This window comes from Reyranella sp. (assembly GCF_965279625.1).
GTDB lineage: Bacteria > Pseudomonadota > Alphaproteobacteria > Reyranellales > Reyranellaceae > Reyranella.
The window spans coordinates 1,500,843-1,514,925 of the sequence record NZ_OZ257251.1; the positions used below are offsets into that span (position 1 = coordinate 1,500,843).

The 14,083-nt window shown below is 66.3% G+C and carries 14 protein-coding genes; 7 read left to right on the forward strand and 7 right to left on the reverse strand.

The window, feature by feature from the left end; all coding sequences use genetic code 11:
- Positions 1-51: 51 nt before the first annotated feature.
- Entirely contained in the window at positions 52-1,422 is a 1,371-nt protein-coding gene (locus tag ACQY78_RS07335; protein ID WP_428684167.1) for an adenylate/guanylate cyclase domain-containing protein, read from the forward strand.
- 17 nt (positions 1,423-1,439) lie between these two features.
- On the opposite strand, the gene ACQY78_RS07340 is transcribed toward ACQY78_RS07335, so the two are convergent.
- The 3 genes from ACQY78_RS07340 to ACQY78_RS07350 form a co-directional block, all read right to left on the reverse strand.
- Positions 1,440-3,137 carry an N-acyl-D-amino-acid deacylase family protein gene (locus ACQY78_RS07340; protein ID WP_428684169.1) on the reverse strand — a complete coding sequence of 566 codons (1,698 nt, stop codon included), beginning with the start codon at positions 3,135-3,137 and terminating at the stop codon, positions 1,440-1,442.
- Positions 3,138-3,215: 78 nt separating this feature from the next.
- Positions 3,216-3,626, reverse strand: coding sequence for a hypothetical protein (locus tag ACQY78_RS07345; protein ID WP_428684171.1), 411 nt, complete (start codon positions 3,624-3,626; stop codon positions 3,216-3,218).
- A 69-nt stretch (positions 3,627-3,695) separates the two neighbouring features.
- Positions 3,696-5,213 carry a hypothetical protein gene (locus ACQY78_RS07350; protein ID WP_428684173.1) on the reverse strand — a complete coding sequence of 506 codons (1,518 nt, stop codon included), beginning with the start codon at positions 5,211-5,213 and terminating at the stop codon, positions 3,696-3,698.
- 101 nt (positions 5,214-5,314) lie between these two features.
- On the opposite strand from ACQY78_RS07350, the gene ACQY78_RS07355 reads away from it, so the two are divergent.
- Both ACQY78_RS07355 and ACQY78_RS07360 read left to right on the forward strand, forming a co-directional pair.
- On the forward strand, positions 5,315-6,379 hold the full coding sequence (locus tag ACQY78_RS07355; RefSeq protein WP_428684175.1) for an LLM class flavin-dependent oxidoreductase: 1,065 nt from the start codon (positions 5,315-5,317) through the stop codon (positions 6,377-6,379).
- 4 nt (positions 6,380-6,383) lie between these two features.
- The gene (locus ACQY78_RS07360) at positions 6,384-6,908 is read left to right on the forward strand and encodes a DUF4269 domain-containing protein (RefSeq protein WP_428684177.1); all 525 of its coding nucleotides are present in this window, start codon (positions 6,384-6,386) and stop codon (positions 6,906-6,908) included.
- Here the strand turns inward: ACQY78_RS07360 and ACQY78_RS07365 are convergent.
- Positions 6,901-7,359 carry a DUF3617 domain-containing protein gene (locus ACQY78_RS07365; protein WP_428684179.1) on the reverse strand — a complete coding sequence of 153 codons (459 nt, stop codon included), beginning with the start codon at positions 7,357-7,359 and terminating at the stop codon, positions 6,901-6,903. The two genes, ACQY78_RS07360 and ACQY78_RS07365, sit on opposite strands and share 8 nt — an antisense overlap.
- Before the next feature lie 76 nt (positions 7,360-7,435).
- Positions 7,436-7,990, reverse strand: coding sequence for a hypothetical protein (locus ACQY78_RS07370; RefSeq protein ID WP_428684181.1), 555 nt, complete (start codon positions 7,988-7,990; stop codon positions 7,436-7,438).
- 34 nt (positions 7,991-8,024) lie between these two features.
- Between ACQY78_RS07370 and ACQY78_RS07375 the strand changes: the two genes are divergently transcribed.
- From ACQY78_RS07375 to ACQY78_RS07390, 4 genes are read left to right on the forward strand one after another with little or no spacing between them, the layout of a single operon-like run.
- Positions 8,025-8,960: a hypothetical protein gene (locus tag ACQY78_RS07375; RefSeq protein WP_428684183.1), complete on the forward strand. Its 936-nt coding sequence runs from the start codon at positions 8,025-8,027 to the stop codon at positions 8,958-8,960.
- 47 nt (positions 8,961-9,007) lie between these two features.
- Positions 9,008-9,976, forward strand: a complete 969-nt coding sequence (locus ACQY78_RS07380) for a TRAP transporter substrate-binding protein (protein ID WP_428684185.1) — start codon at positions 9,008-9,010, stop codon at positions 9,974-9,976.
- 7 nt (positions 9,977-9,983) lie between these two features.
- A complete protein-coding gene (locus tag ACQY78_RS07385; protein ID WP_428684187.1) occupies positions 9,984-10,526 on the forward strand; it encodes a TRAP transporter small permease in 543 nt (180 codons plus the stop codon).
- Positions 10,527-10,528: 2 nt separating this feature from the next.
- On the forward strand, positions 10,529-11,836 hold the full coding sequence (locus ACQY78_RS07390; RefSeq protein WP_428684189.1) for a TRAP transporter large permease: 1,308 nt from the start codon (positions 10,529-10,531) through the stop codon (positions 11,834-11,836).
- On the opposite strand, the gene ACQY78_RS07395 is transcribed toward ACQY78_RS07390, so the two are convergent.
- Both ACQY78_RS07395 and ACQY78_RS07400 read right to left on the reverse strand, forming a co-directional pair.
- Positions 11,802-12,500 carry an aspartate/glutamate racemase family protein gene (locus ACQY78_RS07395; protein ID WP_428684191.1) on the reverse strand — a complete coding sequence of 233 codons (699 nt, stop codon included), beginning with the start codon at positions 12,498-12,500 and terminating at the stop codon, positions 11,802-11,804. The genes ACQY78_RS07390 and ACQY78_RS07395 overlap by 35 nt on opposite strands.
- Entirely contained in the window at positions 12,493-14,082 is a 1,590-nt protein-coding gene (locus ACQY78_RS07400; RefSeq protein WP_428686335.1) for an FAD-dependent oxidoreductase, read from the reverse strand. Before ACQY78_RS07400 ends, ACQY78_RS07395 begins: the two co-directional genes overlap by 8 nt.
- Between the last annotated feature and the right edge of the window lies 1 nt (position 14,083).

Sequence of the window (14,083 nt, forward strand, 5' to 3'; positions counted from 1 at the left end):
CCGCGCTGCGCCGCCATGTTGGTGCTGACAGACTCTGTGAAGGAGGGCCGAATGCTGCCATCCGGTGCTGCCGATATCTTCCGCATCCTGCGCTCCCGGCGCGTCGAGGAGGAATTGGCCGCGCGCCAGAACCCCTTCCTCGTCGAGGCCCTGCGCAAGGAAAAGCTCGAAGGGCAGCGCATCGCTGCCTGGGCGCGAACGGTGGCGCTGGCGGCAAGCGGCGTCCTGATCGCTTTCCAGAACCCGAGCTGGAGCGTTCTCTACTTTCATGGATTTCTGCTGGTCTTCATCGCCTTGGGCTGGGCGCAGCTGCGTTATGCGACGGTGGGCCATTCCCGCATCGAGCTCACGCTGATCATGGCCGACCTGGTGCTTCTGGCGGCCATCCTCACTGTTCCGAATCCCTTCGCGCCGGGCGCCTTTCCAACGGCCATGATCTATCGGTTCGAAACGTTTCCCTACTTCTTCATCATCCTGGCGCTGGCCACGCTTGCCTATTCCTGGCGCACCCTCTTCACCATGGGCGTTGCCACCGCGTTGATCTGGCTCCTGTCGGTGGTGGGCGTCGCCGTGTTCGGCACGACCGACCCGGAACTGGGGAGCAGGGTCGCCACTGCTTTCGCCGCCATGCCCGGCGTGCGCGACCTCGTCGATCCGAACTCCGTGATCTGGTCGCTCCGAGCACAGGAGATCGTCATCTTCTTCCTCGTCTCGGCGATTCTTGCTCTCCGCGGGCAACGGTCGAACGCGCTGTTGATTCGCCAGGCCGGTATCGCGGCAGAACGCGCCAACCTCTCGCGTTACTTTCCCCCCTCACTGGTGGACGAACTGGCGTCCGCCAGCGGTGACGTCGGGTCAGTCCGGTCGCAGGAGGTTGCGGTGCTGTTCGCCGACATCGTGGGCTTCACCCGGCTCGCCGAGCGCGAGAAGCCCGAAACGGTGATACAGATCCTCAGGAGCTGCCATGCGGTTATCGAGGAGGCGATCTTCTCGAACGGCGGCACTCTCGACAAGTATCTGGGGGACGGCGTGATGGCGACCTTCGGCACACCGAGGGTCTCGCCGGCCGATTGCGCCAACGCGCTCGCTGCCGCCAGGGACATCGTCGACGGCATTGCATCGGGCAATACCTTGCTGGCGACGTCCGGTCTTCCCCAACTGCGCATCTCGGTCGGCGTTCATTTCGGGCCGGCCATCATCGGCAATATCGGGTCGGAGCGAAGACTTGAATTCGCGACGCTCGGCGACACCGTGAACGTGGCCAGCCGGCTGGAGGCGGCGACTCGCAATCTCGGATGCCAGATCGTCGCCAGCGACGCGGTGGTGTCTCGTGGTGAGGGCGGCGTGAGAGGCGACTTCCGACGCGTTCCGGCGCTCAGCCTGCGCGGTCGCGAGGCGCCCATCGATGTCTGGGTTGCCTAGCCGCAGCCGAGCCGTCCTCAAGCTCCATGTCGCAGCAGCCGCCCCGAATAGGTGTTGGTCGGACGATCGTCGCGCATCGTCACCTCGCCGTTGACCAGGATGTACTTGTACCCTGACGCCCGTTGCACACGGCGCCATTCGCCACCCGGCAGGTCGTGCGCGATCTCGTCGGGCAGCACCTTCAGCCCGTCATAGTCGTAGATGACGATGTCGGCCGGGGCGCCCTTCTTCAGCATGCCGCGGCCGCGGAAGCCTGCCACCTCGGCCGGCAGCGCCGACAGCCGCCAGTGCACGTCCTCGAGGCTCAGCATGCCGTGCTGGCGAACCACCTTGCAGATCGTTTCGGTCGGATAGCGGCCGGCCGTCAGGAACTTGGTGTGGGCGCCGCCGTCCGATACGCCGAACAGGATGTAGGGATCGTCGACCAACTCCTTGAGATACTCGATGCTGCCGTTGGGCGGGGCGGCAAAGAACTCGGTCTCGAGATTCTCCTCGACCGCCATGTCGAGCATGACGTCGACCGGATGCTTGCCCATCTTCTCGCCGGCATGGGCCAGCGTGTGGTCCAGCCACTTCCTGTTACGTTCGGTCTTGGGCCCGACGATCGCGATCTGCGGAAATGGGCCGGTCGCGGTGATCGGCAGGTTCTCGCGCAACTTCGCGCGGCGCGCCGGATCGGCGAGCTTGGCCAGCCGCTCCTCGCGCGTGCCGGTGGTCGCGTCGCACCAATCCTGTGAATCGTCGAACAGGTTCCAGTCTTCGAAGGTGAAGGTGAAGCCCGCATCGGTGGTGAGCCCCTGCCCCACGACCCTGATGCCGCGCTCGCGGCAGCTCTTCAGCCAGGCGAGCCCGCGGCGATGGATCTCGGGCCGGTGATCGAAGGCCTGGATCACGTTCATGATCATCGGCCGGCCACTCAGCGTCGATAGCTCCTCGTAGAAGGCGCGGTCGGCGGAGTTGTCGCCAGAGATCAGCAACATCTGCATGAAGCCCTCGTTGCGCTCGGCCAGCACGCGGGCGAATTCCCGGCAGGTCTCGTCGTGCATCACGTCGGTCGGCATCGGGGTGCCGTCATAGTCGCGCTGCACGGCTGCCGGGCCGGTGGGCTTCATGCGCTGCGCCGACCAGCCGCAGGCGCCGGCATCCATCGCCTCGCCGAGCAGGCGCTTCATCTCGACATGCTGCTCCGGCGTCGGCATCTTGCCGGCTTTCGCGGCCTCGAAGCCCATAACCCAGATGAGCAGCGGCGACACCGGCACATAGGGCAGGATGTTCACCGCCTTGGGCGCGGCATCGACGCTGTCGAGGAATTCCGGGAAGGTGACCCAGTTCCAAGGCATGCCCTGCTGCATCGAAGCCATGGGGATCGCCTCGACCCGCGTCATCGACATCATCGCGCGCTCACGCTCGGCCGGGCGGACCGGCGCGAAGCCGAAGCCGCAATTGCCGATCACCACCGAGGTGATGCCGTGCCAGGAGGAGAGCGTGCAGTAGGGATCCCAGAAGAGCTGCGCGTCGTAGTGCGTGTGCAGGTCGACGAAGCCCGGCGCCACGATCAGGCCGCCGGCGTCGATGACCTCGTCGGCATCACCGGCGGCGATCTGGCCGATCTCGGCGATGCGGCCATCCTTGATGCCGATGTCGCCGCGAAAGCGCGGCAGCCGGCTGCCGTCGACGATCATCCCGCCGCGGATCACGCGATCATAGCGCGCCATTCGTTTCCTCCGGTGTTTTGCCGGAAGCGTGCGGGCCTGCTGTCTACCTGTCAACGCGAGCGGGTCGCGCCGCAGAACTCAGTTGCGCTTCGTCACCTGGATGAACGTGTTGTTGGTATTGGGCCGGTAGCTCACATTGTAGTGCCCGCCTGACCCGACCGCGTCACAGCTCGCGCCCACGGTCTGGACGCGCCCAATCGCATAGGTCGTCCAGGCGCTGCCCTTCGACATGTCGACGTCGAGCTGGAAGAGCAGGTTCGGCGAACTCTTCTGGGCGTTCTGATACTGCCAGCAGATCCAGTTCTGGTAGCCCGGCTTGAGCTGCATGGTCTTCCATTCGCCTTCGCCCCACTTGTAGCGATAGCTGATCTGCGCCTGTGTCTGGTTGTGGAGGCAGGCGCAGCCATGCGTGGTCTGTTGCGCTGCCGTCGGACGGGCGCCCGCAGTCGCCAAGGCGATCGTTGCGATCGCCATCAATCCCAGCTTCATTTTCTCCCCCGAGTGATGGATCAGGCTAGGGTTATCTCTTTGAGACTGCAAGCTTCCCAACGCGTAGCCTCAGCCCACCTTCCCATTGCAATCAAAAGTGACCACGCGCGGCTTGTAGGGAGCCGGCGGTGGAACGGCAGGGAAGCTCTTCTTCGGCCAGCTGCCGTCGGCCAGATGCCGATCGATCACAGGCACCAGGAGCTGCAGCATGATCCAGGCACGCAACCGCACGCCTTCCGGCGTGCCGTGGATCGCATCGGTGAACAAGTCGGGGTCGGAGGGCATCAGCCGGGCAACATCCAGGAAGTCGATCCGGTGTTCCCGCGCGTACTTCTGCAGCACGCGGTTCTGAAACAGCGCCAGACGCTCCAGGTCCCGGTAGCGGAAAGGCGCGTAGCCGTAGTTCAGATACTCCAGAATGAGGCGATGGCGCACCGGGTCGAGCACCATGCCGTCCGTCACCAGCCACTTGAACGAGGCGATCGCCAGTTCAGCCCCCGCCTTCTCCGCTGTGGCATCGATGCGGGCGAGGTCGGCCAGAATGTTCGACAGGTTCACCGGCAGGTCGTCGCGCAACAGGTCGGGATCGCTCTCGTCGAGCCCCTTCGGCCAGACCAGCTTGTAGTCGGGCTTGGGCCATTCGCGCCCGTCCATAACCGGGGCGGTGCCGGCGCCCGCCGGGCCGAGGCCGGTCGGGCGAGGGCCATATCGGTCGATGAGATTCTGCAGGCGCCGGGCCAGCGCAAAGGTGTAGCCCAGATGCTCCAGCACCTGCCCGAACAGACCCGGCGCCGGCCGCGCCATGATCGGCAAGTCGGAGCGACGCGGCGGAAGATCGGCCACCAGCGTCTTCAACTCGAACTGGTTGGCACCTTCGTAATAGACGACGAGATCAGGTGCGAGCGGCGCCACCTCGTTGCGCACGATGGCCGCGATGTCCGGCGAGCGGATGCTCTCGCGTCCGGCATTCAGGACCTCGAATCCGAGGTCGAGCTTCTTCGCCGCGGCCCAGCGATTGAGCCAGTAGCCGACGTGCTCGGGATACGAATAGAGGAAGTGATGCGAACTCACCGTGGTCGAGGCGCCGATAAAGGCGATGCGGATCGTTTTCGGCTGGCGGGCAACCGGCACCGGCGGTCCGCGAAACCCGTAGGCGTTGGTCACCAGCCCGATCGGTGTCGTCGTGTCGGGCAGGAAACGAAAGCGCGGCCAGGGGCTGCCGTCGGGCGGATCGTAGACGTAGATCTGCCCCGGCGCGTCCTTGAGATAGGGATGCGCGCAGGGATCGGGACCGACGAAGGCGCTGTTCCATGCCTTGAACATATCGGACCGGCGCGTGCCTTCCGTCACACCGCTCGCCTCGACCCGCCGTATCAGGTCAGCGGCTGCCTGCGTCGGCCAATGGCGATTGGAAAGCGGTGGCGGATCTTCACCGAACCAGGCTCGCTGAACGCCCTCCGAGAGCGGAATCTCGCCCAGATATTTCAATGCGTCGCTCGGCGCTTCGGCGTCGAGCCAGCGCACCATCCCCTCTGCCGCCACTGTACAGAGCACGATGGAAATCAAAGCAAGCAGGGTGTTTTTCAAGATAGTCGGCACCGTCTCATTTTCTAGTACGTCTCGCGCGACGGCGCCATACGAGCAAGACCGGCGTGCTATAGACTTATAAGGACCACGCGGAGAGTTGAATGCAGTTTGGCTGGCTTACCCTTGCAATGTCGCCCTCACCCGACGAGGACGGGGCACGCATCGACGACATCGTGGCGCAGGCCTGCGAGGCCGAGCGGCTGGGCTTCAGCGACGTCTGGCTGACCGAGCATTACTTCACCGGCGAGAGCGTGTACTGCGACTCGCTGATGTTCGCGGCGGCGCTGGCGATGAAGACCAGCAAGGTGCGGCTGGGCTTCGCCGTGGTGCAGACACCCTTTCATCATCCGGTGCGCCTCGCCGTCCAGCTGGCGCTGCTCGACAATCTCAGCAAGGGCCGCATCGACGTCGGCATCGGCAAGGGCACCGCCTACAACGAATACGAATTCGTCGGCCACGGATTGCGCAGCACCGACAGCCGAGAGCGCATGGAAGAGACGGTCGACATCCTGCAGCGCGCCTGGACGGAATCGCCGCTCGACTATGAGGGCCGCTTCCACAAGCTGCACGTGCCGGCGATCCGGCCGAAGCCGGTACAGCAGCCAGGCCCGCCCCTGTGGCGCAGCGTGATCTCACCGGGATCGTTCCGGGAATGCGGCCGGCTCGGCATGCCGATCCTGACCGCACGCCTTCCCGTCGAGCGCATCAAGGAGCGCTGGGCGACCTATGCCACGGGGATCGACGAAGGCGGCCACGATGCCGCAACCAAGGCGCGGCTGCTGGCCCAGAGCGCCCTCTGGCGCAACGTCTATGTGGGCGAGTCCGATGCCGAGGCGGAAGACGCGCTGGCCGCCCTGCTGGTCGAGACGCGCGTCCACATGATGCATGTGCGCGAGGCGCACAATCCCGCCGACTTCGAGCCCGAGCCCGCGACGCTCAACGCCTGGACCGATCCCAAGGTGCCGGATTCAGAAGCCGTGCCGTTCCTGCTGCGCACGGGCTGCCTCTACGGTTCCGTCAACCGGGTGCGTGACCAGGTCGCCGAGCTGCGCGACGTTGGGGTGCAGCACCTGCTCTGCCAGACCGGCTTCGGCGCGATGAGCCACGCCCAGAACCTCGCCTCGATGCGCCGCTTCGGCGAGCAGGTGATGCCGGCATTCGCCTGAGCGGATGCCCCGCCCCCACTACCTCACCGTCCTCGACCGGTCGGGCCTCCTCACCGCTCTCGCGCGTTTCGATCCGCATGTGGCGGGCACGCCGCCGCTGGGTCTCGATCTGCCCGGAAGCGACATCGACGTGATCTGCCAGGCGACCGACGCCGAAGCCTTCACCAAGACGCTCTGGGACTTCGCCAGCCCTTTCGACGGCTTCACCATCCATCAATGGACAAACGACGGCCGGCCCGTCGTGGCGTCGTTCCACCTCGACGGCTGGCCGGTCGAGGTGTTCGGCGATCCGCGGCCGGTCGCCGGGCAGCCGGGCTTGCGGCACTTCGAGATCGAGCGCCGGCTTCTCGCATTGGGCGGTCACGGGCTGCGCGCTGCCGTGATGCAGTGCCGTCGCGAGGGCCTGAAGACCGAGCCCGCCTTCGCCCGGGTGCTCGGCCTCGAGGGCGATCCCTATGCCGCCCTGCTGGCGCTCGAACAAATGCCGGACGCGGACGTCGTCCGGATGCTGAACGCCTGCCTTACTTAGGGCAATCGCCGAGACGCTTGCCGCTCAGTTCGCTCTTGCCCTTCACGGTGGTACCGGACTTGTCGGCCGCCTCGAGCTGGCCAACCCCCTGGTAGCTCGTCGGCGTGTAGGTTATGTCGGCCTTCGCCGTCACGCCAGGCATCTGGTCGTTCGGCGGGCAGGTCAGTGTCGCAGCGAGCACGCCGGCCTTCTTGGCGCCCGTCTCGTACTTGCAACCATGTTGCTTGATCTCATCCGGCGTCGGGAACAGCAGGCGCTCGAGCTGCGCATTCTCCGCCGTGAGGCAGACCTTCTTCGACGAGGGCGGCATCGGCTGTATGCCCTCCATCGTGGTCGTCTCGGTCGTCTCCCATTCGCCTGCCTGGATGGCCGTCTGCGCACCGGCGGTGCCGGCAAACAATGACGAGACGAGCGCGACGGCGGCGACGGCCGGCAGTCCGAACAACTTCATGAAAACTCCTGATAGCACCTGAGCCCCGACCATAGCCGATAACCGCGCGCGCCGCCGCCTGCTTCGGCAGGGGACCTCAAGCAAGATCAGGCCACTTCGCACGGAGTGCATCGGCAAGGGCATCGACTTCGAAAGCCATGGCGCGCTCGCCGGCGAAGGCCTGTGCCCGCGAGCCGGCCGGCAGGAGCGGCATGCGCACGCTTCGTGGGTCCAGGGCCATCAGACAGGAGGTCGGGTATTCATCAGCGGCCAACCAATCCCCGACATGCAGCACCAGCGTCTCCGCGGGGAGGGTCGGCACCACGCCCGGCGAAGGAGACATTTCGAGGATCGCGATACGGCGCGCGCCGATCGCCTTCAACATGTCCAGGCGATCGACCAGAACCTGCCCGAGCGTGTCCCGCCGCGAGAATGAATCGGCATCGACGACGGGCGCCACGACGGCCGGCAGTCGCTCCAGCAGCTTCTGGCCGAGGGCGCGGGCAATCAGCGGCGCGGTCTTGAGCGGCAGATGAGGCGCCGGAGTGCCGGCGGACACGACGGGGATCACGGCGACGGCGTCACCGCCGAAACGGATCAGGGCTTCCTGTCGGGTGAGATCGTCGAGCCAGACGCCGGGCAGAGTGTTCATCGGCCGCACGCTAGCACGTGCTACGGTGGCTTCAATGAATCCGCTTGTATCGGTCCTGCAGCGCATGGGGCGCCGTGCTACGACGCTGCTGCCCTTCTCGCTGCTGCTGGGGTTGCTGTTCCAGGACGTCGCCGCGACGGCGCGGCCGCTGCTGCTGCCCCTGGTGGTGGTGCTGCTGATGCTGGCGCTGGCCCGCATGGACTGGGGCCGACTGCGCGCCCTGCTGCGCCGCCCGGGGCCCGCGCTGCTGCTGGCGATCCTCAACCTGATCGCGGTGCCGCTCGTGGTGTGGCCGATCTGGCAGGGGCTGGGCCTGTGGCCGAGCCTCGTCACGGCGCTCTGCCTCAGCGCCATGGCGCCGGGCATCATCTCGGCCGCGACGACGGCGACCTTCCTGCGGCTCGACGCCTCGCTGGCCCTCCTGCTCTCGCTGTTCACCAACTTCCTGGTGCCCTTCACCCTGCCGCCGCTGGCGCTCTGGCTGCTGGGCTTCGACCTCAAGATCGGTCTCTTCGACCTCAGTCTGAGGCTGGCGATGATCGTGGCCATCGCACTGGTCGGCGCGCTCGTCATCCGTCGCTGGCTGGGGACGCGCATCGTCGAGGCTGGCACGACTCTTGATGGTGTGTCGGTGCTGGTGCTGATGATCTTCGCCATCCCGCTGATGGATGGCGTGGTCGCACGTGCCGCGGCCGAGCCGGTGAAGCTTGCGGGCTTCATCGCAGGCTCATTCGGAGGGATGCTTCTTTGCAATCTGGTGATGGCGATCGCGACCTTGCCGTTCCTCGACCGGCGCAGTGCTCTCACTGTGGGCTACTGCTCGGGTGGGCGGCACAACGCGCTCCTGATGGCGGTTCTGCCGGCAACGGCCGATCCCGATATCTTCCTGTTCATCGCCGCGGTGCAGTTCCCGATCTACATCATCCCCACCCTGCTGCAGCCACTCTACCGACGCTTGCTGGCCCGATGAGGCCGTTGTAACGATCCGTCGGACAGAACCTTGGGAGACTTGAATCCATGAAGCGCAGACTTCTTCTCGCATCGGCAGCGATGCTGCTCGCGACACCGGTTTTCGCCCAGACCAAGTGGGACATGCCGACCGGCTATCCCGCCACCAACTACCATACCGAGAACATCCAGACCTTCGCAGATGATGTGAAGAAGGCCACCGACGGCAAGCTCACCATCCAGGTCCATTCCAACGCCTCGCTGTTCAAGGTGCCCGAGATCAAGCGCGCCGTTCAGTCGGGCCAGGCGCAGATCGGCGAGCTGCTGATGTCGAACCTCGAGAACGAGAATGCGCTGTTCGGCGCCGACGTGGTGCCGTTCCTCGCCTCCTCCTATCCCGAGGCGATGAAGCTGTGGAAGGCGCAGAAGCCGCTGCTCGAGAAGAAGCTCGAGGCACAGGGCATGATGCTGCTGTTCGCCGTGCCGTGGCCGCCGCAGGGCCTCTACACCAAGAAGGACGTGAACTCGGCCGCCGACCTCAAGGGCCTGAAGTTCCGTGCCTACAATGTCGGCACGACGCGGCTGGCCGAGCTGGCCGGCATGGTGCCCGTCACCATCCAGGCCGCCGACCTGCCCCAGGCGCTGGCGACCGGCGTCGCCAACGCGTTCATCTCCTCGGGCTCGACCGGCTACGACAGCAAGGTGTGGGAGTCGCTCGACCATTTCTACGACACCAAGGCCTGGCTGCCGAAGAACATGATCTTCGTGAACAAGGAGGCCTTCGGAAAGCTCGACAAGGCCCAGCAGGAGGCCCTGCTCAAGGCGGCGGCCGAGGCCGAACTGCGCGGCTGGAAGCTCTGCGAGGAGAAGACCAACTGGTACACCGACCAGCTCAAGGCCAAGGGCATGAAGACGCTCGAGCCCTCGCCGCAGCTCATGACCGACCTCAAGAAGTTCGGCGATCAGCTCACCAAGGACTGGCTGGCCAAGGCCGGCGCCGAGGGCCAGCAGCTGGTCGATGCCTACAAGAAGCAGTGAGCGAACTTTGCGCCGCTTTCTCGACGTTCTCTACTGGGTCTGTGGCGCTCTCGCCGGGCTGATGCTGGTCGCCCTCTGCGTCGTCATGATGCTGATGTCGGTCGGCCGCGAGTTCGGCATCAACCTGAAGGGCGGCGACGAGATATCCGGATGGCTCTGTGCCGCCCTGTGCTTCCTGGGTCTCGCGCATACTTTCAAGCAGGGCGACCTCATCCGCGTCACCCTGCTGGTCGACCGCTTCGAGGGCTCGCGGCGGCGCCTCGTCGAGCTGGTCGCGCTGTTCACCGGCGGCATGTTCCTCGCGCTGTTCGCCTGGTTCCTTTCGAAGATGGTCTACGATTCCTGGCGCTTCAATGAGTTTGCCCAGGGCGTGATCGCGATCCCGATCTGGATCCCGCAATCGGCGCTCGCCGTCGGCGTGGTCCTCCTGCTGGTCGCCTTCGTCGACGAGTTCGTGCGCGTGCTCATGGGCAACAAGCCCTGCTACATGCGCGATCCGCCCAAGACCGCGGACGAGATCATCGAGCGCGCCGCCGAGAGCGGAGTCTGACCATGGACCTGCTGGAGATGGGCCTTCTGCTGCTGGGCGTGCTCGCCCTGCTGCTGGGCGCGGGCGTGTGGATCGCCATGTCGCTGATGGCCTGCGGCTGGGTCTCGCTGCTGCTGGCCGGGAAGATGACGGCGGGCCAGATCCTCGCCACCACCACCTGGGGCGGCGCCAATTCCTGGACCCTGGCCGCCCTGCCGCTCTTCATCTGGATGGGCGAGATCCTGTTCCGCACGAAACTCTCCGAGGAGATGTTCCGCGGCCTCGCGCCCTGGGTCGGCTGGCTGCCGGGCCGGCTGATGCACGTGAACGTGCTGGGCTGCGGCATCTTCGGCTCGGTCTCGGGCTCGTCAGCCGCGACCTGCGCCACCATTGCCAAGATCGCGCTGCCCGAGCTCAAGAAGCGCGGCTATGACGAGGAGATGAGCCTGGGCTCGCTGGCCGGCGCCGGCACGCTGGGCATCCTGATCCCGCCCTCGATCACCATGGTCGTCTATGCCGTGGCCGCCGAAGTCTCGATCATCCAGGTCTTTCTCGCGGGCTTCATACCCGGCCTGATCGTGATGGCGCTCTATTCGGGCTATATCATCTGGTGGTCGCTCCGCAATCCCGACAAGACGCCGCCCGACGACCTCAAGCACCTCACCTTCCGCGAGCGGCTGAAGGAATCGGCCAACCTCATCCCCTGCACGCTCCTGATCCTGCTGGTCTTCGCCTCGCTGATCTTCGGCTGGGCGACGGCGACCGAGTGCGCCGCCTGGGGCGTCATGGGCTCGCTGGCCATCTCGATCTGGTCGCGCATGCTCACCTGGAAGTCGTTCTGGGACAGCGTCATGGGCACGGTGCGCCTCACCTGCATGATCATGCTGATCCTGGCCGGTGCCTCTTTCATGGCGGTGGCCATGGGCTACACCGGCGTGCCGCTGGCGCTCGCCGCCTGGGTCAACAGCCTGGGCCTCAGCCCCTTCATGCTGATCGCGGTGCTGACGCTGATGTACATCGTACTGGGCACCGCGCTCGACGGCATCTCGATGATCCTGCTCACCACCTCGATCGTGCTGCCGATGATCAAGGCCGCGGGCTTCGACCTCGTCTGGTTCGGCATCTTCATGGTGCTGGTGATCGAGATGGCGGAAGTCTCGCCGCCGGTCGGCTTCAACCTGTTCGTGCTGCAGGCCATGAGCGGCAAGGACAGCATGTACGTGGCCAAGGCCTCGCTGCCCTTCTTCTTCCTGCTGGTCGCGGCCGTCGCCATCATCACGATCTGGCCGTGGTCCGTCATGGTCCTGCCGAAGCTCGCCTTTCCAGGCTGACGTAGAAGTCCTTCAGCAAATCGAGCACGTCGAAAACGGGAAGGCCCAGCGCCTTCTCGAGCGCCGGCTTGTAGGGCGGCAGGTTGGTGCATTCGAGCACCACCGTGTCGACCGCCGGATGCTCCGCCACCAGTTCCAGCCCGGCCGCGACGACCTCGTGCTCGACCGCCTCACGATCGAGCGTCAGCCCGTTGCGTAGGAAGGTGCCGGCAAAGGAACTCTCCTCGGGCAGTCCGACCACGGGCGTATCCGCGGGCGCGCCCACCGCGGCGAAATGCGCCGGCGTCAGGTTCTTCGCCGAGGCGGTGATCACGCCGACCTTGCGATCCTTCATGCCCCTGATGTGGAGCAGCGCCGAGGTCGCCACCGGCACCGGCGACACCGCGGCGAGATCGTCCTGATACAGCGCCAGGAATCCGCAGCTCGTGCCAAGCCCGACCGCGCCTTCGGCGGCCAACGCTTCGGCATTCGCCTTCAACGCAGCCAGCACGCGCGGCCGATCGGGATGCGCCGCCACCGCGTCGGCAGACCCGATCCCCTCCATCGTCCGGAAGATCACTGGGAAGTCGTAGGACGCCGCATTGCCGACATCCCCCACGATCCGCGGAAACCGCGTGTCGAGCATCAGGATGCCCAGCGGACCACGGGGCGGCCGATCAGACATTGCGCTTCGCGATCGCGCGGCCGGCAACGTAGCCGAAGGTGAGGCAGGGCCCGATCGTCGTGCCGGCACCGACCGACTTGGTGCCGATCGGACTCGCCATCGCGATCCCCGCGCAATAGAGCCCGCCGATCACGCTGCGGTCCGGCCGCAGCACGCGACAGTACCGGTCGGTGCGCGGGCCCCCCTTGGTGCCGAGGCTCACATAGAGGAAGGGCGCGGCATAGAACGGCCCCTGCTCGACCGTGCCGAGCGCGCGGTTCTTGGTATAGAAGCGCTCCCACACCGTCTCGCCGCGATGGAAATCGCGATCGACGCCTTCCTTCGACCAGCCGTTGAAGCGGTCGACCGTGGCGCGCAGCGCCGCCGGATCGAGGCCGATCTGGGCGGCCAGCGCCTCGATCGTGTCGGCCTTGCGAATGAACCCCTTCTCCTTCGAGCCGAAGTGCATGGAGAGCGTCATCGCCCCGGCGTAACGCGCGTCGAAGATCCGCCAGGCCGGCAGATGCTGGTGACGTCCGTCGGGACCGCGCTCGTCGATCGCGACACCGAGCGCCGGACTGCCTTCGCTGACGAAGCGCTTCGCGTCGCGGTTCACCAGGATCACGTGCGGGGCGTAAGTCTCCAGCAGCGGCTGGGCGTGGCGGCGGCCTTCGTAGGTTGTAAAGGTCGCGGGCGAGATCAGCGCCTGGTCCATGTGCGCGAGTTCGGCGCCGACCTCGGCCGCCATCACCTGGCCGTCGCCGGTGTTGGTGTCGGGCGCGCCGGTGAGATCGATGCCGGGGAAATACTTGGCCATGAGGTCGCGGTTCCAGTCGAAGCCGCCGGTCGCCAGCACGACACCGCGCGCGGCCCGGATGGTGCGGCGCTCGCCGCCGACCGTGGCCTCGACGCCTGCCACCGCATCGCCGTCCATCAGCAGCCGATGGACCGGTGCTTCGAGTTCGATGCGGCACCCTTTGTCGAGACAGCCCCGCACCAGTCCGATCACCAGCGCATTGCCCGCCCCGACCCGCGCCGTCAGCAGTCGCCAGAGCAGGGTCGGCGCCATGCCGAGCGCCCCCCGCACCGGGTTCTTGAGGACGCCGTCGACCAGCTCGCGATAGGTGAAGAGCTGCGTCTTCACCGAAGCCCGCACCCGGTTCCACCAGCGGCCGAGAAGGAACTTGCTGAGGGGCGTGGTCGAGACCATGCGGCCGAACGGCCTGCCGCCCGGCAAATCGGCATAGGGGTCGGGATGGTTGACCAGCTCGAAGCGGAGCGGCGTCTCGTCTTCCAGGAAGCGCAGCATCGGCGCCGATTGCTCGGCCAGCACCTGCCACAGCTCCTGCTCGCTCTCCTCCCAGCCGGCCGGCGCCGCGCCCTTGATGTAGCGCATCGTCTCCTCGGGCGAGTCCTCGATGCCGGCCGCCCTCATGTGATGGTTGCACGGCACCCAGGTACCCGCGCCCGACATCGCCGTCGTGCCGCCGAGCCAGCGGGACTTCTCGAGCACGATCACGCGGGCGCCGTCGTGCGCGGCCGCCAGCGCGGCCGACAGGCCGGCAGCGCCCGAGCCCACCACGATGACGTCGTACTCCATCAGG

Bases quoted from the DNA above. Each gene is read 5' to 3' on its own strand.
- ACQY78_RS07335 (WP_428684167.1), top strand. From the start codon at position 52: ATGCTGCCATCCGGTGCTGCCGATATCTTCCGCATCCTGCGCTCCCGG.
- ACQY78_RS07340 (WP_428684169.1), bottom strand. From the start codon at position 3,137: ATGGCGCGCTATGATCGCGTGATCCGCGGCGGGATGATCGTCGACGGC.
- ACQY78_RS07345 (WP_428684171.1), bottom strand. From the start codon at position 3,626: ATGAAGCTGGGATTGATGGCGATCGCAACGATCGCCTTGGCGACTGCG.
- ACQY78_RS07355 (WP_428684175.1), top strand. From the start codon at position 5,315: ATGCAGTTTGGCTGGCTTACCCTTGCAATGTCGCCCTCACCCGACGAG.
- ACQY78_RS07360 (WP_428684177.1), top strand. From the start codon at position 6,384: ATGCCCCGCCCCCACTACCTCACCGTCCTCGACCGGTCGGGCCTCCTC.
- ACQY78_RS07365 (WP_428684179.1), bottom strand. From the start codon at position 7,359: ATGAAGTTGTTCGGACTGCCGGCCGTCGCCGCCGTCGCGCTCGTCTCG.
- ACQY78_RS07370 (WP_428684181.1), bottom strand. From the start codon at position 7,990: ATGAACACTCTGCCCGGCGTCTGGCTCGACGATCTCACCCGACAGGAA.
- ACQY78_RS07375 (WP_428684183.1), top strand. From the start codon at position 8,025: ATGAATCCGCTTGTATCGGTCCTGCAGCGCATGGGGCGCCGTGCTACG.
- ACQY78_RS07380 (WP_428684185.1), top strand. From the start codon at position 9,008: ATGAAGCGCAGACTTCTTCTCGCATCGGCAGCGATGCTGCTCGCGACA.
- ACQY78_RS07390 (WP_428684189.1), top strand. From the start codon at position 10,529: ATGGACCTGCTGGAGATGGGCCTTCTGCTGCTGGGCGTGCTCGCCCTG.
- ACQY78_RS07395 (WP_428684191.1), bottom strand. From the start codon at position 12,500: ATGTCTGATCGGCCGCCCCGTGGTCCGCTGGGCATCCTGATGCTCGAC.